The sequence below is a fragment of the Novosphingobium sp. TCA1 genome (assembly GCF_009811895.1).
Taxonomy (GTDB): Bacteria; Pseudomonadota; Alphaproteobacteria; order Sphingomonadales; family Sphingomonadaceae; genus Novosphingobium; species Novosphingobium panipatense_A.
In genome coordinates this window covers 26,430-50,455 of record NZ_BLJH01000005.1, presented here as the reverse complement: position 1 = coordinate 50,455, position 24,026 = coordinate 26,430, and the positions used below count along the sequence as shown (strand labels likewise).

Genomic DNA, 24,026 nt, shown 5'->3' with positions numbered 1-24,026 from the left:
GTCCCGGACCCGATCCGGGACCGCTGGCGGAGCCCACCCACGTATCGGCGAAGCTCCGCCAAGACTTCCACCGATCCCGGATCAGGTCCGGGATGACGAGTGAAGGAATAATTCCATGACCAAGCCCCGCGTCCTCATTTCGGACAAGATGGACCCCAATGCCGCCCGTATCTTCGAGATCCGCGGCTGCGACGTAGACGTCATCACCGGCGAAACCCCTGAGCAGCTGATCGCCCGCATCGGCGATTATGACGGCCTCGCGATCCGTTCGTCGACCAAGGTCACCAAGGAAGTGCTCGCCGCCGCGAAGAACCTGAAGGTGATCGGCCGCGCCGGTATCGGCGTCGACAACGTCGATATCCCAGCCGCTTCGGCTCAGGGCGTCGTCGTGATGAACACGCCGTTCGGCAACTCGATCACCACCGCCGAACACGCCATCGCCATGATCTTCGCGCTGGCCCGCCAGATCCCCGAAGCCAACGCCCAGACCCAGCAGGGCCTGTGGCCGAAGAACGGCTTCATGGGCGTTGAAGTCACCGGCAAGACGCTGGGCCTGATCGGCGCCGGCAACATCGGCTCGATCGTTGCCAGCCGCGCGCTCGGCCTGAAGATGAAGGTCGTCGCCTTCGACCCGTTCCTGACCCCGGAACGCGCCGTGGAAATGGGCGTGGAGAAGGCCGATCTCGACACCCTGCTCGAAAAGGCGGACTTCATCACGCTGCACACGCCGCTGACCGACCAGACCCGCAACATCCTCTCGGCCGAGAACCTGGCCAAGACCAAGAAGGGCGTGCGCATCGTCAACTGTGCGCGTGGGGGCCTTATCGACGAAGCCGCGCTGAAGACCATGCTCGACAACGGCCATGTCGCCGGTGCCGCGCTCGACGTGTTCCAGACCGAGCCTGCCAAGGACTCGCCGCTGTTCGGCACGCCGAACTTCATCTGCACCCCGCACCTCGGCGCTTCGACCACCGAAGCACAGGTCAACGTGGCGCTCCAGGTTGCCGAGCAGCTGGCCGACTTCCTGGTCAACGGCGGCGTCACCAATGCGCTGAACATGCCCTCGCTCTCGGCCGAGGAAGCGCCGAAGCTGAAGCCCTACATGAAGCTCGCCGAAATGCTGGGCTCTATGGTCGGCCAGCTGACCCGCGATTCGGTTCCCCGCATCTCGATCCACGTCGAGGGCGCGGCTGCCGAACTGAACCAGAAGCCGATCACCGCCGCCGTGCTGGCCGGTTTCATGCGCGTCCAGTCGGACACCGTGAACATGGTCAACGCGCCGTTCCTCGCCAAGGAGCGCGGCCTTGAAGTGCGCGAAGTGAAGACCGAGCGCGAAGGCGACTACCACACGCTGATCCGCGTCTCGGTGAAGACCGAAGCGGGCGAGCGTTCGGTGGCCGGCACGCTGTTCAACAACCGCGAGCCGCGCCTGGTCGAGATGTTCGGCATCAAGGTCGAAGCGGAACTCGCCGGCGACATGATGTACATCGTCAACGAGGACGCGCCGGGCTTCATCGGCCGCATCGGCACCCTGCTGGGCGAGAACGAGATCAACATCGGCACCTTCAACCTCGGTCGCCGCGACACCGGCGGCGAGGCCGTGCTGCTGCTCTCGGTGGACAGCGCCGTGTCGGAGGACGTCCTCAAGGCAGCCACCGCGCTTCCGGGCGTGAAGACGGTCAAGGCGCTCAAGTTCGTCTGATAGGGCGGATTACAGCTCCCAACGGAAGGGGCCGGTATCTTCGGATGCCGGCCCCTTTTTCGTGTTTGAAGGGTTCGTTTGGAATTCGCCGCAGGCGAATTTGGCGGCACCGGCCCCAATTAGACTCGGGCGCCCCCACCCACCATCCAACGATAGTATCCTGCGGGTGGTGGGTGGGGGCGCCTGAGTCCTAATGGGGCCGGTGCCGCTCTGAAAATGCCCTCACGGGGCATTTTCCCAAACAGCTCCAAGTTACTTCCGTTTTGCGATCAGGTAGCCGATGACATGCGGCGTTGTGGTGGAGGCGGGATCGACCAGGCGGAACACGATGCCCAACTGGCTGCCGTTGGGGCCGTAGAAGGCGCCCGCGAACTTTCCGGTCCGCTTGCCGTCGCCATTGACGATATCGCCGACGATGCGGATCTTGCTGGCGATCGTCCCGGTGAATGTGAAGCTGTCTTCGCGAAACGGCACGTCGCCGCTGGCGACGGTTGTCTTCACCGGAATGGTTCCCTGCACGGTGGCCGCGCCGAAGTCGATGGAGAGCGTGCCGAGGCCCGCATAGCCCGACGATGCGCCCATCTTGTCGTAATCGGGATGGCTCGTGCCGACCCCGGCATCGTATGTGAATGTGCCCGAGGTCAGCATTTCCGACGCGGCGCTGGGCGATCCGACAAGGAACATCCGCATGGTTTCGGATGCGTCGGAGCCGATGCGCTGGCCGTCGCGATTATAGCGGCCGATCGCGACGTATTCGTAGAGCAGGGGATTTTCGAGGTCCAGGCTTTCCCATCCGCAGTAATCGTTCACGGATGTTTCGTTGCAGAGCACCCGCTTGGTATAGTTGCGCCACCATTCGCCCTGACGCGTAATAAGATCCTTGGAAAAATCGCTGAAATCACCGCGATACTTGATGCTAGCGATCTCGGTCATCCGGTCGTAATTCGTTTGTGCCGTACCTTCACTGGTGTGCAGCTCGCTCTCGTGATGATCGAAAAGCCAGTAATTCGGTACGCCGCTGGCCTCGTAGCGCTTGAAAGTGCGCATCTCCACGCCCGGCGAGAACCGGGTCCAGGATGCCGAAGTGAAGTCGTAGACTTTGGCATGGGCTGTCGGGCTGGGCGTCACGACTGGCGTCGGAGTCGGAGTTGGTACCGGAGTGGGCGCGGGCGTGACGGCAGGCGCGGGTGCGCCGGAATCGTCGCCGCCGCACGCGGCAAGGAGCAGCGGCAAGGCCGCCGTGCAGAGTATCGAAAGTTTCAAGAGTGCCCCCCAAGAATCAGATTCTCAGCTAGCACTCCGAAATAATGTTCCGTCAAGAATGCGACATGCGGATCCGGTTAAAATCGGGAAACCGACGCTTCTTTCGATCTTCCTACTGCCCCGAAGGCGGCGGGCCCATCGGGCGCATGCCGCTGCGGCCGAGCATTCCTTCGCGACCGCCGTTCTTCGGGCGCAGTTCCTGCATCGAGAGATAGCCGTCCTTGTCGGCATCGGCGGCCTCGAATCTGGCGCCTTCGTAGGCGAGCAGTTCCTCCAGCGAGACGCCGGCGTCGTAATTGGTGTTGGCCTTGGCGATGAGCGTGCCGGAAATCGGCTCGATCAGGTCGGCCAGCATGCGGCCGTCGTCGTCGCGGCCGAACTCGGGGGCGATCACTTCCAGGACCTGACCGCTGCGATCGCCCACGGCACCGCGTTCGTCCGAGGCGACCGAGCCCATCTGCTGCTGCCAGGCGGTGAATTCGGCCGCAGAGATCGTGCCGTCGCCATTGGCATCGACTTTGGCGAAGCGGGCCTTGATCGCCGCGTCGCGCCGGGCGTTCACGAGGGCGTGGAATTCGTCGAGCGTCACCAGTCCGTCGCGGTTGCTGTCGGCATCGCGGAACAGGGCGGTGACGATCTTGTCGTAGTGCGCGCGGGAGATCGGCTTGGGCATGCGGGGCTTGCCACCTCCTCCGCCTCCCGGAGGGCCACCACCACCCGGGCCGCCCATTCCGCCGCCGCCCATGCCTCCCCCCATGCCTCCTCCCATGTCGTCGCCGCCCATCTGGGCATGGGCGGGCGTCTGGAGCAGCAGCAGGGGCAGGAGAAGCAGGGAAATCTTGCGCATGGACCTCGACCGTTGTTCGCAAGGGCAGGGCGCAAGGCGGGAAGGCTCGCTGGGGAGCAAGATGCACGCGTGGCGGTCCGGCCCATGCAGGGATGGGATGGGAATTGGCTCTAGGGCCGATCGACATTCAGCTCATGCGGGCCTGCGAAGCGCGATGTCCTGCGCTTCGGTGCTCACGGACCGAAAGTCCGCTGCGCTCCGATGCTCAAAAATCACGCTTCTCGGCTCCACCTGACCTGAATGTCGATCGGCCCTTGTCGTCCCGCCAGACGATCCGGGCGGGATAGCCTGATGCGCGGCGCTTGTTGACAGGAAATTTCACGCAAATTGTCGCAGGCTTTCGCATTCGCACGGGAGAGGGCGCCGTAGGTGCAGGTGTCATTCGACATTTCCCGCCTGCCCCGCTAAGGGCGCCACCATCATGCAGGACAACGACCGCGATCTCTTGCCCGAAGGACTGGGCGACCGTCTTCCTCAGCAGGCCTGGGCCTCGCAGCAGGTGCGCCGCATGGCGCATGACGTGCTGCAGGGCCATGGCTACGAGCGTGTCGAAACGCCGCTGATCGAGTTCGAGAAGGCACTCGCGCACCGCATGGCGGGCGTGCAGGTGCGCCGCATGTTCCGCTTCGTCGATCCCGTTTCCATGCGGATGCTGGCCTTGCGCTCGGACATGACCGCCCAGGTCGCGCGCATCGCCGCCACCGGACTTGCCCAGGCACCGCGTCCGCTGCGGCTGTCCTATTCCGGGCAGGTCTGCACCATCAAGGGCGACGGCCTCGACCCGCGCCGCGAGCGGCTGCAGCTTGGCGCCGAGCTGATCGGCACCGATTCGGTCGCTGCCGCCGCCGAGATCGTCGAACTGGCGATCGAGGCCCTGCGCGCGGCGGGCGCCACCGGGATTTCGGTGGACTTCACCATGCCGGACCTTGTCGATACCCTGAGCGCCGAAGCCCTTCCGCTGCCGGAGGCCGGTATCGAGGCGGTGCGCCAGATGCTCGACGCCAAGGACGCGGGCGGCCTGGTGGACGTGGGCGGCGAGGCCTATCTGCCGCTGCTCTACGCGGTCGGCCCTTTCGCCAGCGCCATCGAGCGCCTTGCCACCTTCGATGTGGGCGGCGCGCTCGCCAGCCGCATCGCGGGCCTGCGCGAGATCGCCGCGCGGGTGGGCGACAAGGCCCGCGTCACGCTCGACCCTTCGGAGCGTCATGGCTTCGAATACCAGTCGTGGTTCGGCTTCACTATCTATGCCGAGGGCATTTCCGGCAGCCTGGGGCGCGGCGGCACGTACCGCATTCTCGGGCAGACAGGGCATCACCCCGAATCCGCCACCGGCTTCTCGCTCTATCCCGATCCGCTGGTGGATTTGCTGGCCGCGGAGCCGCAGGCGCAGCGCAAGCTGTTCCTGCCGCTGGGGCACGATCCGCGCGTGGCCGGGCAGCAGCGCGCCATCGGCTGGACCACGGTGGCGGCGCTTTCGCCAGACGACGATCCGGTGGCGCTGGGCTGTTCGCACAAGCTGGTGGACGGCGAGGCCGTGGCGCTGTGATGCGCCAGAGGTAGCGCAACATCGTCGTCCCGGACTTGATCCGGGACCGCTGGCGGTGAACGGCCCACCTCGCGGCAGGGCGCTTCTGCGCGCGCTATCGCCTGAAGTACGGCCAGCGGTCCCGGATCAAGTCCGGGACGACGTGGGTCTTCCGATCCATCTCCACGCCATCCGGCCCTCAACCCCTGACGAGCCATGGGCCCAGAGAGCCATGGGTCTTGACGAGCCATGGGCCTTGCCACTAGGGCGCGGGCGAAAAGCCGGGGCGCTTTTGCCCCAATGAAAATCCATATCGCCGAGTCCTGTCGAAGGGCGTTATTGGATCCACCGTGGCAGGGTGGAGGAGTATATCCATGGCCAACGTAACCGTGATCGGCGCCCAGTGGGGCGATGAGGGCAAGGGCAAGATCGTCGACTGGCTCGCCAGCCGCGCGGATGCCGTCGTGCGTTTCCAGGGCGGCCACAATGCCGGCCACACGCTGGTCGTGGGCGACCAGGTCTACAAGCTCAGCCTGCTGCCTTCGGGCATCGTCACCGGCACCCTGTCGATCGTTGGCAACGGCGTGGTGCTCGACCCGTGGCACCTCAAGGCCGAAGTCGAGAAGCTGCGCGGGCAGGGCGTGGAAATCAATCCCGAGAACTTCGCGATTGCCGACAACTGCCCGCTGATCCTGCCGCTCCACCGCGACCTCGACGGTCTGCGCGAGACGGCAGCCGGTTCGGGCAAGATCGGCACCACCGGGCGCGGTATCGGCCCGGCCTATGAAGACAAGGTCGGCCGCCGCGCCATCCGCGTCTGCGATCTGGCGCACCTCGATGCGCTGGAGCCGCAGCTCGACCGTCTCTGCGCCCACCACGACGCGCTGCGCGCCGGTTTCAACCAGCCGCCGGTCGACCGCGAGGCGCTGATCAACGAACTGCGCGAGATCGCGCCTTTCGTGCTCCAGTTCGCCCAGCCGGTGTGGAAGCGCCTCAACAAGGTCCGCAAGGCCGGCGCCCGTATCCTGTTCGAGGGCGCGCAGGGCGTGCTGCTCGACGTCGATCACGGCACCTACCCCTTCGTGACCAGCTCGAACACGGTTTCGGGCACGGCGGCTTCGGGTTCGGGCCTCGGCCCCTCGGCCACCGGCTTCGTGCTGGGCATCGTCAAGGCCTATACCACCCGCGTCGGCTCGGGCCCGTTCCCGACCGAGCTGGAGGACGAAACCGGCCAGCGCCTCGGCGAACGCGGCCATGAATTCGGCACCGTCACCGGCCGCAAGCGCCGCTGCGGCTGGTTCGACGCGGTGCTGACGCGCCAGTCCTGCGCGATCTCGGGCGTCACCGGCATCGCGCTGACCAAGCTCGACGTGCTCGACGGCTTCGAGAAGGTCAGGATCTGCACCGGCTACCGCCTCAACGGAAAAGTGCTGGACTACTTCCCCAGCCACGCCGCCGATCAGGCCAAGGTCGAACCGATCTACGAGGAAATGGACGGCTGGCAGGGCACCACCGCCGGCGCCCGTTCCTGGGCCGACCTGCCCGCGCAGGCGATCAAGTATATCCAGCGCGTGCAGGAACTGATCGAGACCCCGGTGGCACTGGTTTCGACCAGCCCCGAGCGCGAGGACACCATCCTCGTGCGCGATCCTTTCCTGGATTGATCCGGTGCGGCGCGGGACATTTCTCGCGCCGCTGCTGTTGCTCTTGGGGGGCGGTTCCGCAGTCGCGGAGCCGCCCCTTTCGCTTCCGCAGATCGACAGGATCCGCGTGCAGAAGGCGGCGCGGACCATGGAACTCTGGTCCGGCGACCGGCTCGTCCACACCATCCGCCGGATCCAGCTGGGCGACGCGCCCACCGGCCCCAAGCGCTTCGAAGGCGATGAGCGCACGCCCGAAGGCCGCTACGCGATCGACTGGGGCAACCCGAAGAGCCGCTACCACCTTTCGCTCCATATCTCGTACCCCAACGCGCAGGACATCGCCTATGCCCAGGCGCACGGACGGTCTGCCGGCGGCATGATCATGATTCACGGCCAGCCCAATGACATCGCGGGGCGGGTCTCCGGCGACTGGACGGACGGCTGCATCGCCGTGTCCAACGCCGAAATCGAGGCGCTCTACGAGTCCGTGCCCGATGGTACGCCGATCGAGATCATGCCCTGATTTCCCGCAGATCGCACGCGGCGTGAGGCAAGGGGCGTTTTCAGGAATTTAATCCTGCTCTAGGCCGTAAACTCATAAATGGCACCATTGAGGTTTGAGGCAAAATGGCTCAGCGCAAGAAGGCAGGGCGCAGGAATATGTCGATATTTCAAGTCCTGTCGACGCAGCGATGGGCCATTTTGCGTCAAATCCGAAGGACGCCCAAATGGCTTCCATCTCGGGCCGAAGCGACCTTGGACGGGCAACCAGCCCGCCCAGCGGTCGCTTCGGCCCGAGCTGTTCGCCATTTGGACGCCTCAATGGTGCCATTTATGAGTTTACGGCCTAGGGATATCTACATCGGTAGGGAGCCGGGGCCGGGAATCGGGTGATGTTCCGGCACGCGGTTCGTCCGCCTTTCGCGACCGGGTGCCGGCAGGTCCTTCGGTCACTGGAGCAATATCCTCGCGTCCCCAGGTGGATGCGGCATGACCGGAACCGAGCGATGCTTCCTCACTCCAATCCGTCCTTGGCCTATCCATCCCAGACGATCCTCAACGACGAACAGGGGCGCCTTGCCGCGCTGCGCAATCTCGAAGTGCTGGATACCGAACCGGAGGAAGCCTTCGAGCATGTCGTCTCGCTGGTCCGTGCCGTGCTGGGCGTGCCGATGGCGGCGGTCACGCTGGTCGATGCCGACCGGCAGTGGTTCAAGGCCCGCAGCGGGCTGGACGTGGCCGAAACGCCGCGCAAGGTCTCGTTCTGCACCCATGCCATCCAGCAGACCGCGCCGTTCCTGATCTCCGACGCGCGGCTCGATGCCCGCTTTGCCGACAATCCTTTCGTCGTCACCGATCCCGGCGTGCGCAGCTATGCGGGCATCCCGCTGCTCACGCCCGAAGGCTACAACGTCGGCGTGCTCTGCGCGATCGACGACAAGGTGCGCGATTTCAGCGAAGGCGAAGTGGCGATCCTGGGGAACCTGGCGCGCATCGTCATGAACGAGCTGGAACTGCGCCGCATTGCCGAGCGCGACCAGCTGACCGGCGCGCTCACCCGGCGCGGCTTCGTGGACAAGGCGCGGCAGGAGATGGACCGCTTCCGCCGCTACGGTCGCCCCAGCTGCCTCGTCCTGATCGATCTCGACCACTTCAAGCAGGTCAACGATACCCACGGCCACCCGGCCGGGGATGCCGTGCTGCGCGAGATGGCCGCCACCGTCGTCGGCTCCACGCGCCCGGTGGACTTCCTTGGGCGTCTGGGCGGGGAGGAATTCGCCGTGCTCCTGCCGGAAACCGAGCCTGCCGATGCGCTCGTGGCGGTGGAGCGGTTCCGCGCGACTTTGGCGGAACACGATATCGCCTTGCCGGGCGGCTCCACCATCCGCGTCACCGCCAGCTTCGGCATCGCGCCGCTGAGCGAAGGGCTGGCCACGGTGGAGGACTGGCTGGCCGCCGCCGACGGTCCGCTCTACGCCGCCAAGCGAGGCGGGCGTAACCGGTGCGAACTGCTGCATTGATTGCAAGACCGTCGATAACAAGATCGTCGTCCCGGACTTGATCCGGGACGACGTTTCAATTGGGGCGCCCCGATCAATCGAACCGGAACGCCGAAATCGCGGTCTTCAGCACGAGATCCGAGTAGACCTTCTCCCCCGCGCCTTCGGCTGCCCCCGCTGCCACCATCAGCGGCAGGAGGTGTTCCTCGCGCGGGTGGGAGAAGCGTCCGCCGGGCGCCTCGGCCCAATGGGTGAGCGCTTCGGCGCGGGTGGCGGCATCGGCCTCGGCGGCTTCGGTAAGCCAGGCGTCGAACGCCAGCGACGGCTCGGTCGAGGCTGGGTTGCCGTAGCCGCGCATGTTGTGGAAGCTCATGCCCGACCCGACGATCAGAACGCCTTCGTCACGCAGCGGGGCCAGCGCCCGTCCGGCGGCGAGGTGCAGGGCGGGATCGAGCGAGCGGTCCAGCGACATCTCCACCACCGGCACTTGCGCCTCGGGCCAGGAGACCTTGAGCGGGACGAACACGCCGTGATCATAGCCGCGCTGCGCATCTGGCGCGGCGGCAAAGCCCGCGTCGCGCAGCAGCTGGCTGGCGCGCGCCGCCAGCGCGGGGGAGCCCGGCGCGTCGAAGCGCAGTTCGTAAGTGTGCTCGGGGAAGCCGTAGTAGTCGAACAGCAGGTCCGGCTGCGCGGCGCCGGTGAAGGCGAAGCCCTGCGTTTCCCAGTGGCCCGAGACGACGAGGATCGCCTTGGGCGGCTCGGGCAGGCGCTCCGGCAGGCTACGCAGGAAGGCTTCCATCGAAGTCCAGTTGCCTTGCGGATCCGGCATGAAGAAGCAGGGTCCGCCGCCGTGGGGAATGAAGAACGTGGGTTGGCGGGTCATGGCGTGGTTGTCTTTCAATTGCGCCGGGTCGGGACGAGCGCGTGGGCGCCGTCGCCGATCAGGGCCAGGACGAGGAGGGCGATCGACCAGAAGGCGGGATATTCCCAGCCGCCGCCCTTGGAATCGAAGAAGAAGCCGTTGGCTCCATGCACCATGACGATGGTGCCGAGCATGAGCGGGATCAAAGCCAGGGCGACCGCGCGGGCGTAGATGCCGAGGATCAGGGCGAGGCCGCCGAGCAGTTCCGCTGCCATCGTCACGTAGGCCAGCGCCGGCGGCAGGCCGAGGCTGCCGAAGAAGGCCGCCGCTCCGGCAGGCGTGAAGACGAAGAGCTTCAGCGCGAAATGGGCGATGAACAGGACGCCCAGGGCGACGCGCAAGACGAAAGCGCCGTAGGGGGCGGTGGAAGAGATGTGGGAAGGCGTCGAGGACGTGAAAGTGGTCATTGGGGGGCTTTCCTTTCGCCGATCCATCTAGGTCGGATCGACATTCAGCCCATGCGGGCCTGCGAAGCGCGATTTCCTGTGCTTCGGTGCTCACGGACCGAAAGTCCGCTGCGCTCCGATGCTCGGAAATCACACTTCTCGGCTCCACCTGAACTGAATGTCGATCCGACCTAGACCTTCTCTCTGAGGGTGATAATCATGCCATTCGTTGAATGACTTGTGATCAAGGGTGTTGAATGGACCGTCTCAAGGGCATCGAGGTCTTCGTGAAGGCGATAAGGCTTGGCGGGCTTTCGGCGGCGGCGCGCGATCTGGCGATGTCTCCGGCCATGGCGGCCAAGCACCTCAATGCGCTGGAGCAGCGCCTCGGCGCCACTCTGGTCAACCGCACGACGCGGCGGCTGGCGCTGACCGAAGTGGGCGCGGCCTATCTCGACAAGGCGGAGCGGGTACTGGCCGAACTGGAGGACGCCGATGCCGAGGCCGCGGCCCAGTCGGCAGCGGTGGAGGGCCTGCTGCGCGTTTCCGGCCCGGCCGCTTTCGGCAGCGCCTATCTGGTCGATCTGGTGACCGCGTTTCACGATCTCCACCCCGCCGTGACCATCGAACTCGGGCTCAACGACCGCGTGGTCGATCTGCTGGAGGAACGCTGGGACGTCGCCGTGCGCATCGGCAGGCTGGCTGACAGCAATCTGGTCGCGCGCAAGCTGGCCCCGGTGCGCATGGCGATCTGCGCTTCCCCCGCCTATCTAGAAAGACGCGGCACGCCGCGCACGCTGGACGATCTCGCCGCGCACGAATGCCTCGGCTATACGCTGGGGAGCGAGACCGGCGCCACCCGCTGGGGCTTCGGGCGGGACGGCAGCCGCGCCGTGGCGGTGCGCGGGGCGCTTCATGCCAATAACGGGCAAGTCCTCGCGCAGGCAGCGGAGGCGGGGATGGGCCTCGTCTATGGCCCGCGCTTCTTCGTGGACCGGGCCATCGCGCGGGGGCGGCTGGTGGAACTGGACCTCGGCGCCGAACTGCTCGACCTCGGCGCTGTCCATGCCGTGACGCACCGCACCCGTCGCCCCGCCGCGAAGACGAGGGCCTGGATAGACTTCCTCGTCCAGCGCCTTCCCGCGATGGCGCGGGACTGGTGAATCCCTGTCGCAATAAGCTGAAATGTATCGGTTTTGGGGCAACCGGATGCGCGTGGAGGACGCTGCAAAGGCAGGGTGTGCTAGGCTCCCAGCAAGTACCGGGTTCCGCGTTGCGGCTGGTGGTTAAGGGGAGGGGGCAGGATGATCCAGCACATGGTTCTCGCCGGTCTGGCGGGGTTGTTCATCGCAGGCTGCAACGATAGCGCAACCGGAGCCGATGCAGCCGGGCAGGCTGCAAAGACGCCTCCCGGCGCGCAGCGCGGCGGCGGGCAACCCTACGAGGTGTCCGGCAGCGAAGTATGGGACGTGCCCGATCCGGTTTCCGGCCGGACCTATCAGGTCTTCGTGGCCTTGCCCGCCTCCTACGGGGCCGAGCCGGGACGCCGCTACCCGGTGCTCTATGTCACCGATGCCGACTATGCCTTTCCCGTGATCAGGCAGATCGCCCGCCGTCTCAACGTCGAAAAGCCGACCGTCGAGGAATTCATCCTCGTCGGCCTGTCCTATGCCAAGGGAGAGGGCGGCATGGAGAGCCGAAGGCGCGACTATACCCCGACCGCGGCAGGGACCACGGATTCGCCCCAAGATGCCGTGCATGGTCAGGCCGATGCCTATGCGACCTATATCCGCGACCGGGTGCTGCCCTTCGTCGCCGCGCGCTATCGCAGCGACGAGGCGCGGCGCTATTTCCTCGGCCACTCCTACGGCGCCCTGCTGGGCATGCACATCCTGCTGCGCCAGCCGGACCTGTTCCGGGGCTATGTCCTCGGCAGCCCCTCGTTCTGGTACGACCATCATGTCATGAAGGGGCAGGAAGCCGCCTATGCGGCACGGCATGACGACATGCCCGCGCAGGTCTACATGTATGTCGGCGAATACGAGGAACGCAGGCCCGGCGATCCGCGCTTTTCCACCTCGGTGGATATGGTGACGGACATGAAGGCCATGGAGCGCAGCTTACGCGCGCGCAATTTCCCGTCATTGCAAATCCGGTCGGAGGTTCTGGGCGACGAGGATCACGTCAGCGTCGCCCCGCGCGGATTTACCCATGGACTGAAGTACCTGCTGCCCGCGCCGGGAGAAAGATAATTCAGAAATCTATCGCGATACCGTTGCGGACCCAGTCGCCGTAGCGGGTGGGGGAGATTCCGTCCGGGTCCTGCTCGTCCTGCTCCGCCGGGGCTTTGGCAGCCTCGGGCGTGGGGGCAGGCGCGGGATCGTTGGTCCAGTGGGCGGGCTTGGTGAAGCCTTCGGGCCGCTTGGTGGAGCGCTGTGTCATGATCTCCATGTGGTGAAGGTGGCGTCAAAACGCAATCCGCTATAGGGGCTTGGCATGGACATTCCCGGCCTTCCCGCGCGCCGTGCCGCGCTCAACCTTATCGATGCCGTTCTGCGGCGGGGCGAAACGCTCGACCAGGCAGGCGGCTCCGCCCTTGCGCGGGTCAGCGGAGACGCCGACCGGGCGCTTGCCCGCGCCATTGCCGGCGAAGTGCTGCGCTGGCGCACCGACCTCGACGAACTGATCGACAGCGCCACGCGCCTGCCGCTCGCCCCCGACGCCAAGGCGCGCGCGGTGCTGCAGATCATGCTCGCGCAGGTCCTGCGGCTGGAGACGCCCGCCCACGCGGTGATCGCCACCGGCCTGCCGCTGCTGATGGGCGGCCCGCGCCGCCTGGCGCACGGGGTGTTCTCCACCCTGACCAAGAACGAGGTCGCGCTTCCCGAAGTGCCCAGCCTGCCCGAGGACGTGGCGGGGCGCTGGGGCGCGCGCGGTGAAGCGATCGCCGCCGGTCTCGCCGAACCGCCGCCGCTGGACCTTGCCTTGCGCTATCCCGAGCAGACCGCCGAATGGGCCGAGCGTCTCGGCGGCACCTCGCTGATGCCGGGCCATGTCCGCCTGGCGCGCGGCACCGCCGTGGAGCACCTCGAAGGGTTCCGCGACGGCGCCTGGTGGGTGCAGGACCTGGCCGCCAGCCTGCCCGCGCGGCTGCTCGGCGCGGGAGAGGGGCGCAAGGCGCTCGATCTCTGCGCCGCGCCGGGCGGCAAGACGCTGCAACTGGCGGCGGCTGGCTGGCAGGTCACCGCGCTCGACAACTCCAAGCGCCGCCTCGAACGCCTGCGCGACAATCTCAAGCGCATCGGCCTCGAAGCCGAAGTGGTGCAGGCCGATGTCCTTGCCTGGGAGCCGGAAGCGCAGTTCGACGCGATCCTGCTTGACGCGCCCTGCACCGCCACCGGCACTGCGCGCCGCCACCCGGACGTGCTCCACCGCATCGGCCCGCGTCAGATCGAAGAGATGACCGCGCTTCAGGAAAAGATGCTCGAACGCGCTTCGGGCTGGCTCAAGCCGGGCGGGCAGCTGGTCTACGCAGTCTGCTCGCTGGAAGTGGAAGAGGGCGAGGAACAGGCGGACAAGGTTGCGCTGACGCCGGTGCCGGTCGCGGCTTCGGAGCTGCCCGAGGGACTGGAGCCGAGCGCCGAGGGTTGGGTGCGGACCGATCCGGGGATGCTGGCCGATGTCGGCGGGCTGGATGGGTTCTTTGTGGGGCGGTGGCAGAAGTAGGAAGGGGAAGTCCTGGGGCCCTTCGACAAGCTCAGGAGATCCCCCAGACCCTCGGAATGTCAGCGTCGCGCGCGACCTATCGGTAGTGCGCTCCCTGCGGCGCAGCCAATAGGTCTCCCGACGCCGCCATGGGCGCGCAACGGCGTTGGCCCGCGTGACCTGGACGTCTTGGGGTGCAGGGGCGATGGCCCCTGCTTCTACCCTTGCCCTTAAACCGCGATAGCGCGCCGACGGCGCCAGAACACCAGCGCCCCCAGCCCCAGCGCGAAGAGCCCGATCATGCCCGGTTCCGGCACGTCGGTCGGCCCGCCCGAGGAATTGCCGCCCGAGCTGGTCGAGCTGCCCGGATCGCCAGGGGTATAGCCGCCGGTGTAAGTGCCGACGTGCATCTCGCCGTTCTGCACGAGGTTGCCGAACACGGCCGAGCCCTGGATGTAGTTACCGGTCGTCGCATCGGCGCCGGGAGCGAGCACCGAGCCGCCCCAGGCGGTGGTGAGCGAGAGGTTCTCGGCCTCGTGGAAGTTCCAGACCACCTTCTCGCCGAGGTTATTGGTGCCGCCGAGGAAGTTGTCGTCCAGCCTGATGGACTTGCCCGAGACGTTGACGATCGCCGTGTCCGCGCCGTTGAGGTTGAACTGGATCTCGCCGATCTTGTCGAGGTCGGCGGCGGAAATGTTGAACACGGCCACGCCGTTCGCGCCGGGCTGGGCGTTGAAGGTGCCGCGATTGCCGCTGATGGTGAGCTGGCTGTTGGCCGTCTCGGTGCTCATGGAATGGCTGAGGCCTTCCATCGAGGTTTCGATGAGGCTCTTCTGCTGCGTCAGGTTCTGCGCGAACTGCGGATTGCTGGCGGCAAGGCCCGAAGTCACGGTGTTGTTGTTGACGTTGGTGTTGCTGATCGTGCCGCCCACCTGCACGTTCTGCGCCGCGCCGTTGAGGTTGAAGCCGCTGTTGACGTTGCCGCCTACGATCGCGCCAGAGCCGTTGTTGAGGTTCTTGTGCCCGCCGTTGACGTCACCCACCACGGTCAGGCCCGGCGTGCCCGTCGATGAAGGGGGCAGGGTGGTGATCTGGTAGTTCGACGAATTGCCGTCGAGATTGCCGCCGACAAAGGTTCGGCCCTCGACTTCGGAAGAGGACGTGAGGTCGCCCAGCACCACCAGGTTCCAGGTCTTCAGCACGTCGATCCCGGCGATCATGCCCGAGGATGCAAGCACGGGGCTGGCCGCGAAGGCAACGGCGGCAACGGCAGCGGAAAGCGAAAGCTTGCGAAGAGCGGACATGAAGGGGACTCGCCAAAGGAACGGTTCGATAGGCGAGCTAAGTACTTGTCCGCGAAGGTTTGGATATGGCTCGTTTCGCCGTGTCTCATGGTGAGACAGGCCGAAGGGCAATGCTTCACGGCCCGGTGCGGCCTGGCCGTCTTGCTGTTCGACCCTTCGACAGGTTCGGTGCGACCCTTCGACAAGCTCAGGGTGAGCGGGCGTGGGCGTTTTGCGGCTCCACTTTCGTCATTGCGAGCGTAGCGAAGCAGTCCAGGGCAGTCTTGCGCCGCTCTGGATTGCTTCGTCGGCTTCGCCTTCTCGCGGGTGACGAGGGTGGGAAGGCCGCTCCTACTTCCGGCACCCTCCACCCCCGCTCACCCTGAGCTTGTCGAAGGGTCGCCTCTCAGGCTGCCGGATGGAGCAAAACGCCAAAGGCCAAAAACGTCAGCCCTTGACCTTGTTCTGGAAGCTCTTGCGCAGCTTCATCAGCTTGGGCGGGATCACCGCGAGGCAGTAGGGGTTACGCTGGCCTTCGCCGTCCCAGTATTCCTGGTGGTAGTCCTCGGCCGGATACCATTCCTCGTTCTGGCTGCCGTCCGCGAAGCCCTCGATCGTGGTGACGACCTTGCCGCCGTTGTCCTCGTTCGAACGGGCGACCGCCGCTTCGGCCTCGGCGGCCTGCGCCTCGTCCAGCGGGAAGATCGCGGAGCGGTACTGCGTGCCCACGTCGTTGCCCTGGCGGTTGAGCTGCGTCGGGTCGTGCGTGCCCATGAACACGTCGAGCAGGTCGCCGTAGGACAGCACAGCAGGATCGTAGTTCACGCGGATCGCCTCGGCATGGCCGGTGTTGCCTTCGCAGACCTGCTTGTAGGTGGGGTTCGGCACAGTGCCGCCGATATAGCCGCTTTCCACGGAATCCACGCCGATGACGTCGCGGAAGACCGCTTCGGTACACCAGAAGCACCCGCCTGCAACGATTGCCGTTTCCATTGTCTTGCATGTCCTCATGAGGGGGAGATTTTGTCGCTAGATAGGTACACTTGGACGGCTTGTCATTGGGGCGACGGAAACTAGGTTCAATCTCCATTGCAATACCCACGGGAGAATCGCATGCGCCGCGCCCTGATCGCCCTTTCGTCCCTGCTTGGCATGATCGCCATGCCTGCCGCCGCGACCGCCGCGGAAGAGACCACCGAAGCCGAATCCTGCAAGGGGTGCGAGGCGCTGCTCGAACTCGCCGCCTCCAATCCCGCGCGCAAGGACGACCGCGCGCGCGACCAGTATCGCCATCCGGTGGAAACCCTCAGCTTCTTCCGCGTCGGCCCGACGATGAAAGTGGGCGAATATGCACCGGGCGGCGAATGGTACTCGCGCCTGCTCGGCCTCTATCTCGGCCAGCAGGGGCACCTCGTGGGGCTCTACTTCAATCCCGACGCGCCTGCCTTCAAGCCCGAGACGAAGGACGGCATCCGCAAGAGTGCGGCGGGCTACCCGGACAGCGTGGCCAAGTTCACCGGCCTCCCCGCCGACAGGTTCGCCGCCTATACCCTCGGCGCGATTCCCGAGGGCGAGAAGGGCACGTTCGACGTCATCATCGTGCCGCGCATGATGCACAACCTGCTGCGTTGGAACATCGCCGGCAGCGAATTCGCCGCCATGCGCGATCTCCTGAAGCCCGGCGGCTATGTCGGCATCGAGCAGCACCGCGCCCGCCCCGATGCGCCCGCCGACTATGCCGACGGTTCGAAGGGCTACTTGCGCGAGGCGGACGTGATCCGCTTCATGAAGGACAACGGCTTCGACCTCGTCGGCCAGTCCGAAATCAGCGCCAATCCGAAGGATTCCGCGAACTGGCCGGACGGCGTCTGGACCCTGCCGCCCAGCCTGGCGCTCAAGGACAAGGACCGCGAGAAGTACCTCGCCATCGGCGAGAGCGACCGCATGACCCTTCTGTTCCGCAAGCGAGGCTGATAGAGGCAGCCGCATGACCGAAATCACCGTCGCCGCCCTCCAACTCGCGCTCAACTCCGCCGACGAGCGCGAGAACATCGCCGCCGTCTCCACCCTGGTCGAGGAAGCCGCCGCCAGGGGCGCGCAGATCGTGCTGCCGCCCGAGCTGTTCTCCGGCCCCTACTTCTGCAAGACCGAGGAAGAGGAACTCTTCGCGATCGCCCGCCCGACTGCGGAGCATCCCTCGGTCATCGCGATGAAGGCGCTGGCGGCGAAGCTGAAGGTGGTTATCCCCACCAGCTTCTTCGAGCGCGACGGCCACCACTACTACAACACGCTGGCGATGATCGGCACCGACGGCGAGATCATCGGCACCTATCGCAAGAGCCACATCCCCGACGGCCCCGGCTACGAGGAGAAGTACTACTTCCGCCCGGGCAACGACGGCTTCAAGGTCTGGGACGTGCTCGGCACCAAGGTCGGCGTGGGCGTGTGCTGGGACCAGTGGTATCCCGAATGCGCGCGCGTGATGGCGCTGATGGGCGCGGAACTGTTGTTCTACCCCACCGCCATCGGCTCCGAACCCTATGACGCCACGCTCGACACCAGCCGCATGTGGCGCCGGGCGATGATCGGCCATTCGGTGTCGAACTGCATGCCGGTGATCGCCGCCAACCGCATCGGCGTCGAATCGGAATGCGGCACCGAGCAGACCTTCTACGGCCACTCGTTCATCACCGACGAATGGGGCGATTACCTCGCCGAGTTCGGCAAGGAGGAGACCGGCGTGCTGGTTTCCACGCTCGACCTCGCCCGCGCCGCCAAGCACCGCGCAGGCATGGGTTTCTTCCGCGACCGGCGCCCGCAACTCTATACGCGCATCGCCCAGGATATCTGATACAAGCCCCGATACTTACGGCATATTCGGGGGGCATCGAACTTGGCCAGGCATCACTATCTCGTCGCGCTCGGCTCCAACATGCGCCACCCGCGCCACGGCGGCCCCCGCAAGGTGCTCGCCGCGGCGCTGGCGGCGCTGGATAGCGGCAAGTACGAGGTCATGGCCGCCTCGCCGGTGATCGAAAGCGCCCCGATCGGCCCCTCGCGCCGCCGCTATGCCAACGGCGTGGCCGTGGTGCGCAGCAAGCGCGAACCCGACGAGATGCTGCACAAGCTGCACAAGATCGAACACAAGTTCGGTCGCCGCCGCCAGGGCCAGGCCTGGGGATCGCGCGTGCTGGACCTCGACCTCGTGCTGTGGAGCGGCGGGCCCTGGGCGGGCGGCGAGGGCGATGAAAGCCTGATCCTGCCGCACCCCGCCTTCCGAACCCGCGACTTCGTCCTCGGCCCCGCGCGCCGGATTGCCGGCCCCTGGCGCGACCCATTGACGGGTCTTACGATCAATCAGCTTCATGCCCGCTTGACCAAGCCGCGCCCTGCCCCTAGGTGACGCCTTCACAGCCGCTTCGCCGGCTGATCCCGGCAACGGGGGCCCTTAGCTCAGTCGGTAGAGCAACTGACTTTTAATCAGTAGGTCGCTGGTTCGAACCCAGCAGGGCTCACCACCTTTTCAAGGTGGTGGAGACGTCCCCAGGTTTGTGCGGACGTCGTTTCAGGAAGTTGCTGTTCGATGATCGCCTTGCGGCGGCTTACAGCGCTACGCTATGTTATTATCCTTTCATTATAACGGCTTCGTTCGAGAAATCTTCTATATTTCCGGTAATTGGCTGCGGCGGTTTGCGAGCTGCTTGGCCGTATCGGTTTAGGAGGCACACATGAAGCGACTGGAACCTTTACAGGCCGTGTTGCTCTGCGGGGCGGTGGGCGTGTTGGCGATTCCGGCTGCGGTCTGTTTCGGGGCCGACAAGGGAAGCGTGGCGATCGCAGGGGTTGGTGCTTTGGGGCAGGTCGTGGTGGCGGTATTGCTCTATTATCTGACCCGGGAACAACTGGATCATGCCCGGACGGAATCCGAATATCGGAAAATCGAACAGAGGATGGCGAAGCAGGAGCGTCGTATCGACGCCATGCGACGGGTTCAGGCGACTTTCGCGAATGGGAAGACCGGTATCGGAAAGACGAAATGTGATGAGGATCAGATCGAGCGGCTCGATCGCCTGCGCGACGATATGCGGCATACTTTCGTTCAGCCGGTCAGCGAGGATTTCAACAAGATGGTCGAAGCGGCCAAGGCTGCCAGTCAGGCCGTAATCGGCGATAGCGACTACCTGGCGAAGATTGCGACATTCTCCGAAAAAGGGCAGGCCGTCTACAGCGCCATGAAAGGTCAGATCGACGAAGTGGATCGCCACATCGCCGATATGCAATCGGCACTTGAGAAGCTGTAGACGTCCTCAATCCGAATTTCTTCGCACTCGCAAAAATTATTTTTTCGTCCGGGAACAATTACATCCTTCGCGAATTACCTCCATGCCGAGCGCAGTTGCGAACCCTCTCCCGCATTCGCGGGATCTGCGTGCGGTTTCTATGGAACGCTGTCCGGCGGTCGCCATCGCGCGCTTTCGGAATGCATTTCGGACTGGACCCAAATCCTTCGGGCCCCGCGGATTCTTCGTGGGGCCTGTCTTTTTTGGAAATCCGCTAAGGGCGGATTTTAGCGGCACCGGCCCGAGTCTTTGTTGGGTGCGCCATTCGCATCCGCGAATGGCTTGCGGCACCAGCCCACGCCCCCACCCGACCTCCCACTCAGTGTATCCTAGATGGGAGGCCGGGTGGGGGCGTGGGCTGGTGCCGCAAAATCCGCCTGCGGCGGATTTTCAAAAAGGCCTCCGCTCAGTCCGAGGTCGGGCGGCGGGTTTCGGGCTGGGACAGGCCTTCCAGTTGCTGCTCCGTCAGGTTCTCGCTGAAGGCGGGCGAGAGTTTGCGTTCCAGGCGGCGGCACATGTCCGAGTGGGCGATCAGGGCGCGGGCGGTTTCGCGCAAGGTGGCGTAGTCCAGGGGGACCTCGCCCGAGATCCAGCCGCGCACGTCGCGTTCGGCGATGCCGAGGTGCCGGGCCAGCGCGCGCTGGCCGCCTATTGCGTCGACGGCCTGGGAAAAGATGGCGAGCTGTATGTCGGAGGCTTGCGGCATCCCGGACGCATGCGCGCAATCGCCGCGAGGCGCAAGCCGCGCGGGGCGGATCAGGCCTCGCTAACTACAGGTTTGATGACGGGTTCGGTGCCGGGCTCGGTGCCGGGGCCGGTGCCGGGTTCTATAAGGGGCGGCCTGCGGGAAGACGCCGTCAGCGTCGTGCCGATGCTCGCGCCGACGACGGCGGCGATGCCCAGCCATTTGACCATCGGCAGCGTCTCTCCCATGAGCAGGGCCCCCGTCAGCGCGCCGACTGCGGGTTCGCCGCTGGTGAGGATGCCGAAGCTCTTGGTAGGCAGGCGGCGCAGCGCGAACATTTCCAGCGAATAGGGGATCGCGCTGGAGAAGATCGCCACCACCAGCGCGGTCGCGAGGACATGGGGCTGGAGCAGCGCCGTGCCGGCCTGCGCCACGCCGAACGGCAGGGCGACCAGAGCGGCGGCGGTCATGCCATAGGCGGGCGCGGCGGCGCCCAGCGCTTCGCCCGCGCGCTTGCCGAGCAGGATATAGGCCCCCCAGAACACCCCTGCGCCGAGTGCCAGCAGGACGCCGACCGGGTCGAGCGCGCCCCCGGCCACTTTGCCTGAGGCGCCGCCGGAAACCTCGTGCGGCAGCAGCAGCGCCAGCCCGGCAACCGCCAGGGCGACCCAGGCGAGATCCACGCGGCGGCGCGAGGAGAAGGTGGCGACCGCGAGCGGTCCGGTGAATTCGGTGGCGAGCGCGATGCCCAGCGGAATGCGCTGGATTGCGCAGTAGAACAGCAGGTTCATGCATCCGAGCGCAAGGCCGTAGGGCAGGGCGGCCCGCAGCATGTGCCGGTCGAACGGTCTCTGCCAGACCCGGAACACACCGCAGAGGATCACCGCCGCCAGCGACAGGCGCAGCGCGGTGGCGCCGGCTGGCCCGATCGCCGGGAACAGGGTCTTGGCGATCGAGGCGCCCCAGCAGATCGACACCATTGCGGTCGCAACGGCGGCAAGAGGGGCGAAATCGCTGGAAGCGGAACGGGTGGCGATACGGCGCAGGACCATGGAACTCTCGGCTCGAAGGGTTGAGAGCGCGTTTGAAATGCCCGGACGGGTATTTTTCGGCGGCAACGAACATCGGCGTTTTATCGCCGTGTCGCGATAAAGGTGCTTTATGATTGCTGCCTGGCGATAATATTTATCGGCAAACCCCTTCTGGAGACCGATTCCATGCCCGATGCGTTCGACTTGCGCATCCTTACCGAACTTCAGCGCGATGCGCGGATCTCGATGCCGGACCTTTCGGAGGTGGTCGGGCTCTCCGCGCCTGCCTGCTATCGCCGGGTCAGGGCCCTGCGCGAACAAGGCGCGATCGAGCGGGAGGTGGCGCTGGTCTCGCCCCGGACGATGGGCTGGCTGGTGACGATGATCGTGCTGGTCTCGCTGGATACCGACAAGGGCCGGGTGGTGGACGATCTGATCGCGCGGCTGCGGCAGGCGCGCGAGGTGATCGACGTCTGGTACGTCACCGGGGACCACGACCTGGTGCTGCAGGTGGCGGCGCAGGACATGCAGCATTACGACGCCTTCGCGCGGCGGGTGCTCCACGGGGAGGAGCATGTTCGCACCTTCAAGACCCTGGTGGTCATGCAGCATGCCAAGCGCTCCGCGCCGCTGCCGCCTGCGTGAAAGGGTCCGAACCGCGCGGCGATCCGCGCCGCGATTGACCTGCGGGCGATTTCTCCCAAAGGTCGGCGGCCTGATTGGAGAGATTCGAGAATGATGTCCAGAAAGCTGGCCTGCGCCCTGCTGCTTGCGCCGTCCGCGCTGTTTCCGGTGGCCGCGAATGCCGGTTTCTACACCGGGGACGAGCTCTATGCCGTCTGCACGACCGAGCGGGGCAGCGATGCCTATGTCGAGAAGACCTATGAGTGCATCGCCTATATCACCGGGGCCGTGGATGCCTTCAACACCACGCGCAAGGTCAACAAGCTGGACAGCTGCCTCCCGGCGGACGTGACGATCGGCGAGCTCAAGACCGTCACGATCGACTACTTGCGGCGCAATCCCAAGGACCGCAAGGGATCGGCCTCGGAGCAGGTCTTTGCCGCCACCCGCAAGGCCTGGCCCTGCAAGGACGCCAAGCCGGAAGCCAAGAAGGCACCGGTGAAGAAGAAGGCGCCTGTGAAGAAGAGGGTGAGGTGAAGAAGAGGGGCGCTATGCGCTTGTTTGGAAATTCGCCGTAGGCGAATTTCGCGGCACCGGCCCGCGCCCCCACCCTACCACCCGATGATAGTACCCTGGCGGGTGGTAGGGTGGGGGCGCCTGAGTCCAAATGGGGCCGGTGCCGCACTGAAAATGCCCTCACGGGCATTTTCCGAACAGACGCTAGGCGCGCTCTGCTTCCCTGCGGCGGTGGAAGACGCGTTCGTGGAAGTACCAGTGGTAGGGGTAGCGTTCCAGCAGGCGGTAGACGATCTGGGTGAAGCCCAGGGTCACCGGGATCACCACTGCCATGAACAGCGCGAGCGAGAGCGGCCAGTTCGCCCCGAACAGCCCGAGCCGCACGAAGATGTGCCGGGCGACGAAGTAGGTATAGGGGTGGGCGAGGTAGAGGCTGTAGCTCACCGTGCCCAGATAGAACGCGGCGCGCCGGTCGAGCAGGCGTGAGGTCAGGCTGCCGGGGGCGATCGCCAGGTAGAAATAGGCCGGGGTGAGCAGCAGCACGGCATAGGCGTAAGGATTGCCCATTTCCTTTTGCAGGAAGCCGTAGTGCTGCACCGATCCGAAGTAGAGGCATCCGGCGAAGGCCAGCAGTTCCAGCGGCACGCGCCATGCCGCGGGCGGGCGAAGGCCTCGGTCGTCGAGCAGGCGCACGCAGATGCCGCCGAGGAAGAAGGCCATGGCCGGGAAGCGGTAGATCAGCCCGGCCGAGACCAGCGCCAGCAGCACCGTTGCCGTGCGGCTCGCGCTCGGCCCGAGCGGGCGGCGCAGGGCCATGTGAACGGTCAGGCAGGTCACCGCGTAGAACAGGACCTCGTAGCTCAGGCTCCAGGCATTGGGGGTCAGCTGTTCGGTGCGGGTCAGCAGGTTGACCATCAGCAGCGCGGGCAGGATCGTGCCCAGGTGGTTGAGCTCGGGGAAGGCGTTGCTCCAGGCGTTCACGGCGATGAACACCAGTGAAAAGGCCAGGAACAGCGGGTAGAGCCGGAAAAAGCGCCGCAGCGCGAATTCGCGCGGGCTGTAGCGCATGACGCTGGGCAGGATCACGTAGCCGCTGATCACGAAGAACAGCCATACGCCCCAGCGTCCGAAGTTCCACGGCGCCTCGGTGACGGCAAGATAGGCGGGCACCTGCGCGTAGACGTTCTCGCCCACGCCGCCGATGACATGGGCCAGGAACACCATCATCGCGGCAATGCCGCGCAAGGCGTGGACGGTGGGGTTGAAGGCGTCGCCCTGTCGCTTCTTCGCCGGGCTGCTTTCGCGTGAGCGCGGGCTTGCGACGGCCGTGTCGCGGCCGTGGAGAAGGGCGGCGGGGGCGGTGCTCTGCGTCATGCCCCGTGTCATACGGCGCGCAGGCAATGGATATCGACAGGCGGTTTCTTACCCGGCTCCCTCACGCTGTGCTCCCTGCTCGTGCCGCGCGGCAAGGCCGGGGAGGGTCGTGCGGCGCGGCGTTATTTCGCTATGCTCAGGACAAGAGCTTGAACGGAAACGAGAGAACATGGCGGGCAG

General features: G+C 65.8%; 24 protein-coding genes and 1 tRNA gene. 15 read left to right on the top strand and 10 right to left on the bottom strand.

All coding sequences use genetic code 11. The features are described 5' to 3' along the window. Positions 1-115: 115 nt before the first annotated feature. Complete coding sequence (gene serA / locus NTCA1_RS08100; RefSeq protein WP_159829922.1) at positions 116-1,702, top strand: phosphoglycerate dehydrogenase; 1,587 nt, start codon at positions 116-118, stop codon at positions 1,700-1,702. A gap of 252 nt (positions 1,703-1,954) precedes the next feature. Here the strand turns inward: serA and NTCA1_RS08095 are convergent, their stop codons facing one another. Both NTCA1_RS08095 and NTCA1_RS08090 read right to left on the bottom strand, forming a co-directional pair. Beyond that, complete coding sequence (locus NTCA1_RS08095) at positions 1,955-2,965, bottom strand: transferrin-binding protein-like solute binding protein (protein ID WP_159829920.1); 1,011 nt, start codon at positions 2,963-2,965, stop codon at positions 1,955-1,957. Between the two features lie 112 nt (positions 2,966-3,077). Continuing rightward, positions 3,078-3,812, bottom strand: a complete 735-nt coding sequence (locus NTCA1_RS08090) for an EF-hand domain-containing protein (RefSeq protein ID WP_159829918.1) — start codon at positions 3,810-3,812, stop codon at positions 3,078-3,080. 421 nt (positions 3,813-4,233) lie between these two features. On the opposite strand from NTCA1_RS08090, the gene NTCA1_RS08085 reads away from it, so the two are divergent. The 4 genes from NTCA1_RS08085 (at position 4,234) to NTCA1_RS08070 (ending at position 9,001) form a co-directional block, all read left to right on the top strand. Then, entirely contained in the window at positions 4,234-5,358 is a 1,125-nt protein-coding gene (locus NTCA1_RS08085; protein ID WP_159829916.1) for an ATP phosphoribosyltransferase regulatory subunit, read from the top strand. 353 nt (positions 5,359-5,711) lie between these two features. Further along, positions 5,712-7,001: an adenylosuccinate synthase gene (locus NTCA1_RS08080; protein ID WP_086490097.1), complete on the top strand. Its 1,290-nt coding sequence runs from the start codon at positions 5,712-5,714 to the stop codon at positions 6,999-7,001. Between the two features lie 4 nt (positions 7,002-7,005). Beyond that, positions 7,006-7,503: a murein L,D-transpeptidase family protein gene (locus NTCA1_RS08075; RefSeq protein ID WP_159829914.1), complete on the top strand. Its 498-nt coding sequence runs from the start codon at positions 7,006-7,008 to the stop codon at positions 7,501-7,503. A 484-nt stretch (positions 7,504-7,987) separates the two neighbouring features. Then, complete coding sequence (locus NTCA1_RS08070; protein ID WP_086490259.1) at positions 7,988-9,001, top strand: sensor domain-containing diguanylate cyclase; 1,014 nt, start codon at positions 7,988-7,990, stop codon at positions 8,999-9,001. A 73-nt stretch (positions 9,002-9,074) separates the two neighbouring features. Here NTCA1_RS08070 and NTCA1_RS08065 read toward each other — a convergent pair whose 3' ends face one another. Beyond that, positions 9,075-9,863 (bottom strand): class III extradiol ring-cleavage dioxygenase, encoded by a 789-nt coding sequence (locus NTCA1_RS08065; RefSeq protein WP_159829912.1) that lies wholly within the window; start codon positions 9,861-9,863, stop codon positions 9,075-9,077. 14 nt (positions 9,864-9,877) lie between these two features. Next, positions 9,878-10,309, bottom strand: coding sequence for a DoxX family protein (locus tag NTCA1_RS08060; protein ID WP_086490094.1), 432 nt, complete (start codon positions 10,307-10,309; stop codon positions 9,878-9,880). Positions 10,310-10,545: 236 nt separating this feature from the next. Here NTCA1_RS08060 and NTCA1_RS08055 point away from each other — a divergent pair, with 236 nt between their 5' ends. Both NTCA1_RS08055 and NTCA1_RS08050 read left to right on the top strand, forming a co-directional pair. After that, entirely contained in the window at positions 10,546-11,451 is a 906-nt protein-coding gene (locus NTCA1_RS08055; RefSeq protein ID WP_086490093.1) for a LysR family transcriptional regulator, read from the top strand. A 141-nt stretch (positions 11,452-11,592) separates the two neighbouring features. Further along, complete coding sequence (locus tag NTCA1_RS08050) at positions 11,593-12,540, top strand: alpha/beta hydrolase (RefSeq protein WP_159829910.1); 948 nt, start codon at positions 11,593-11,595, stop codon at positions 12,538-12,540. Position 12,541: 1 nt separating this feature from the next. Here NTCA1_RS08050 and NTCA1_RS08045 read toward each other — a convergent pair whose 3' ends face one another. Further along, positions 12,542-12,730 carry a DUF1674 domain-containing protein gene (locus NTCA1_RS08045; RefSeq protein ID WP_086490258.1) on the bottom strand — a complete coding sequence of 63 codons (189 nt, stop codon included), beginning with the start codon at positions 12,728-12,730 and terminating at the stop codon, positions 12,542-12,544. A 54-nt stretch (positions 12,731-12,784) separates the two neighbouring features. Here NTCA1_RS08045 and NTCA1_RS08040 point away from each other — a divergent pair, with 54 nt between their 5' ends. Continuing rightward, positions 12,785-14,014 carry an RsmB/NOP family class I SAM-dependent RNA methyltransferase gene (locus NTCA1_RS08040; protein ID WP_159829908.1) on the top strand — a complete coding sequence of 410 codons (1,230 nt, stop codon included), beginning with the start codon at positions 12,785-12,787 and terminating at the stop codon, positions 14,012-14,014. A 209-nt stretch (positions 14,015-14,223) separates the two neighbouring features. Here NTCA1_RS08040 and NTCA1_RS08035 read toward each other — a convergent pair whose 3' ends face one another. Then, positions 14,224-15,297, bottom strand: coding sequence for a choice-of-anchor A family protein (locus tag NTCA1_RS08035; protein WP_159829906.1), 1,074 nt, complete (start codon positions 15,295-15,297; stop codon positions 14,224-14,226). Positions 15,298-15,723: 426 nt separating this feature from the next. Continuing rightward, complete coding sequence (gene msrA / locus NTCA1_RS08030; protein ID WP_159829904.1) at positions 15,724-16,269, bottom strand: peptide-methionine (S)-S-oxide reductase MsrA; 546 nt, start codon at positions 16,267-16,269, stop codon at positions 15,724-15,726. 120 nt (positions 16,270-16,389) lie between these two features. Here msrA and NTCA1_RS08025 point away from each other — a divergent pair, with 120 nt between their 5' ends. From NTCA1_RS08025 to NTCA1_RS08005, 5 genes are all read left to right on the top strand, one after another. Further along, on the top strand, positions 16,390-17,250 hold the full coding sequence (locus NTCA1_RS08025; RefSeq protein WP_159829902.1) for a class I SAM-dependent methyltransferase: 861 nt from the start codon (positions 16,390-16,392) through the stop codon (positions 17,248-17,250). A 13-nt stretch (positions 17,251-17,263) separates the two neighbouring features. Continuing rightward, the gene (aguB, locus tag NTCA1_RS08020) at positions 17,264-18,127 is read left to right on the top strand and encodes an N-carbamoylputrescine amidase (RefSeq protein ID WP_159829900.1); all 864 of its coding nucleotides are present in this window, start codon (positions 17,264-17,266) and stop codon (positions 18,125-18,127) included. A gap of 42 nt (positions 18,128-18,169) precedes the next feature. Beyond that, entirely contained in the window at positions 18,170-18,679 is a 510-nt protein-coding gene (gene folK, locus NTCA1_RS08015; RefSeq protein ID WP_086490086.1) for a 2-amino-4-hydroxy-6-hydroxymethyldihydropteridine diphosphokinase, read from the top strand. Positions 18,680-18,718: 39 nt separating this feature from the next. After that, positions 18,719-18,794: transfer RNA gene (locus NTCA1_RS08010), tRNA-Lys, on the top strand. Positions 18,795-19,004: 210 nt separating this feature from the next. Further along, on the top strand, positions 19,005-19,577 hold the full coding sequence (locus NTCA1_RS08005) for a hypothetical protein (protein WP_159829898.1): 573 nt from the start codon (positions 19,005-19,007) through the stop codon (positions 19,575-19,577). A gap of 445 nt (positions 19,578-20,022) precedes the next feature. Here NTCA1_RS08005 and NTCA1_RS08000 read toward each other — a convergent pair whose 3' ends face one another. After that, positions 20,023-20,322 carry a YdaS family helix-turn-helix protein gene (locus tag NTCA1_RS08000; protein ID WP_159829896.1) on the bottom strand — a complete coding sequence of 100 codons (300 nt, stop codon included), beginning with the start codon at positions 20,320-20,322 and terminating at the stop codon, positions 20,023-20,025. A 50-nt stretch (positions 20,323-20,372) separates the two neighbouring features. After that, complete coding sequence (locus NTCA1_RS07995; RefSeq protein WP_086490084.1) at positions 20,373-21,353, bottom strand: DMT family transporter; 981 nt, start codon at positions 21,351-21,353, stop codon at positions 20,373-20,375. A 165-nt stretch (positions 21,354-21,518) separates the two neighbouring features. Here NTCA1_RS07995 and NTCA1_RS07990 point away from each other — a divergent pair, with 165 nt between their 5' ends. Both NTCA1_RS07990 and NTCA1_RS07985 read left to right on the top strand, forming a co-directional pair. Next, positions 21,519-21,977, top strand: a complete 459-nt coding sequence (locus NTCA1_RS07990) for an Lrp/AsnC family transcriptional regulator (RefSeq protein ID WP_133084344.1) — start codon at positions 21,519-21,521, stop codon at positions 21,975-21,977. 90 nt (positions 21,978-22,067) lie between these two features. Beyond that, positions 22,068-22,493: a Rap1a/Tai family immunity protein gene (locus NTCA1_RS07985; protein WP_086490082.1), complete on the top strand. Its 426-nt coding sequence runs from the start codon at positions 22,068-22,070 to the stop codon at positions 22,491-22,493. A gap of 183 nt (positions 22,494-22,676) precedes the next feature. Here the strand turns inward: NTCA1_RS07985 and NTCA1_RS07980 are convergent, their stop codons facing one another. Next, a complete protein-coding gene (locus tag NTCA1_RS07980; protein WP_159829894.1) occupies positions 22,677-23,846 on the bottom strand; it encodes an acyltransferase in 1,170 nt (389 codons plus the stop codon). Positions 23,847-24,026: the final 180 nt, after the last annotated feature.

What these genes read in the sequence shown, in the direction of transcription:
- NTCA1_RS08040 (WP_159829908.1), top strand. Translation starts at nt 12,785, where the DNA reads ATGGACATTCCCGGCCTTCCCGCGCGCCGTGCCGCGCTCAACCTTATC.
- NTCA1_RS08090 (WP_159829918.1), bottom strand. Translation starts at nt 3,812, where the DNA reads ATGCGCAAGATTTCCCTGCTTCTCCTGCCCCTGCTGCTGCTCCAGACG.
- NTCA1_RS08060 (WP_086490094.1), bottom strand. Translation starts at nt 10,309, where the DNA reads ATGACCACTTTCACGTCCTCGACGCCTTCCCACATCTCTTCCACCGCC.
- NTCA1_RS08050 (WP_159829910.1), top strand. Translation starts at nt 11,593, where the DNA reads ATGATCCAGCACATGGTTCTCGCCGGTCTGGCGGGGTTGTTCATCGCA.
- serA (WP_159829922.1), top strand. Translation starts at nt 116, where the DNA reads ATGACCAAGCCCCGCGTCCTCATTTCGGACAAGATGGACCCCAATGCC.
- NTCA1_RS08065 (WP_159829912.1), bottom strand. Translation starts at nt 9,863, where the DNA reads ATGACCCGCCAACCCACGTTCTTCATTCCCCACGGCGGCGGACCCTGC.
- NTCA1_RS07990 (WP_133084344.1), top strand. Translation starts at nt 21,519, where the DNA reads ATGCCCGATGCGTTCGACTTGCGCATCCTTACCGAACTTCAGCGCGAT.
- aguB (WP_159829900.1), top strand. Translation starts at nt 17,264, where the DNA reads ATGACCGAAATCACCGTCGCCGCCCTCCAACTCGCGCTCAACTCCGCC.
- NTCA1_RS07995 (WP_086490084.1), bottom strand. Translation starts at nt 21,353, where the DNA reads ATGGTCCTGCGCCGTATCGCCACCCGTTCCGCTTCCAGCGATTTCGCC.
- NTCA1_RS07980 (WP_159829894.1), bottom strand. Translation starts at nt 23,846, where the DNA reads ATGACGCAGAGCACCGCCCCCGCCGCCCTTCTCCACGGCCGCGACACG.
- NTCA1_RS08005 (WP_159829898.1), top strand. Translation starts at nt 19,005, where the DNA reads ATGAAGCGACTGGAACCTTTACAGGCCGTGTTGCTCTGCGGGGCGGTG.
- NTCA1_RS07985 (WP_086490082.1), top strand. Translation starts at nt 22,068, where the DNA reads ATGATGTCCAGAAAGCTGGCCTGCGCCCTGCTGCTTGCGCCGTCCGCG.
- NTCA1_RS08085 (WP_159829916.1), top strand. Translation starts at nt 4,234, where the DNA reads ATGCAGGACAACGACCGCGATCTCTTGCCCGAAGGACTGGGCGACCGT.
- NTCA1_RS08025 (WP_159829902.1), top strand. Translation starts at nt 16,390, where the DNA reads ATGCGCCGCGCCCTGATCGCCCTTTCGTCCCTGCTTGGCATGATCGCC.
- msrA (WP_159829904.1), bottom strand. Translation starts at nt 16,269, where the DNA reads ATGGAAACGGCAATCGTTGCAGGCGGGTGCTTCTGGTGTACCGAAGCG.
- NTCA1_RS08035 (WP_159829906.1), bottom strand. Translation starts at nt 15,297, where the DNA reads ATGTCCGCTCTTCGCAAGCTTTCGCTTTCCGCTGCCGTTGCCGCCGTT.
- NTCA1_RS08000 (WP_159829896.1), bottom strand. Translation starts at nt 20,322, where the DNA reads ATGCCGCAAGCCTCCGACATACAGCTCGCCATCTTTTCCCAGGCCGTC.
- NTCA1_RS08055 (WP_086490093.1), top strand. Translation starts at nt 10,546, where the DNA reads ATGGACCGTCTCAAGGGCATCGAGGTCTTCGTGAAGGCGATAAGGCTT.
- NTCA1_RS08070 (WP_086490259.1), top strand. Translation starts at nt 7,988, where the DNA reads ATGCTTCCTCACTCCAATCCGTCCTTGGCCTATCCATCCCAGACGATC.
- NTCA1_RS08045 (WP_086490258.1), bottom strand. Translation starts at nt 12,730, where the DNA reads ATGACACAGCGCTCCACCAAGCGGCCCGAAGGCTTCACCAAGCCCGCC.
- NTCA1_RS08080 (WP_086490097.1), top strand. Translation starts at nt 5,712, where the DNA reads ATGGCCAACGTAACCGTGATCGGCGCCCAGTGGGGCGATGAGGGCAAG.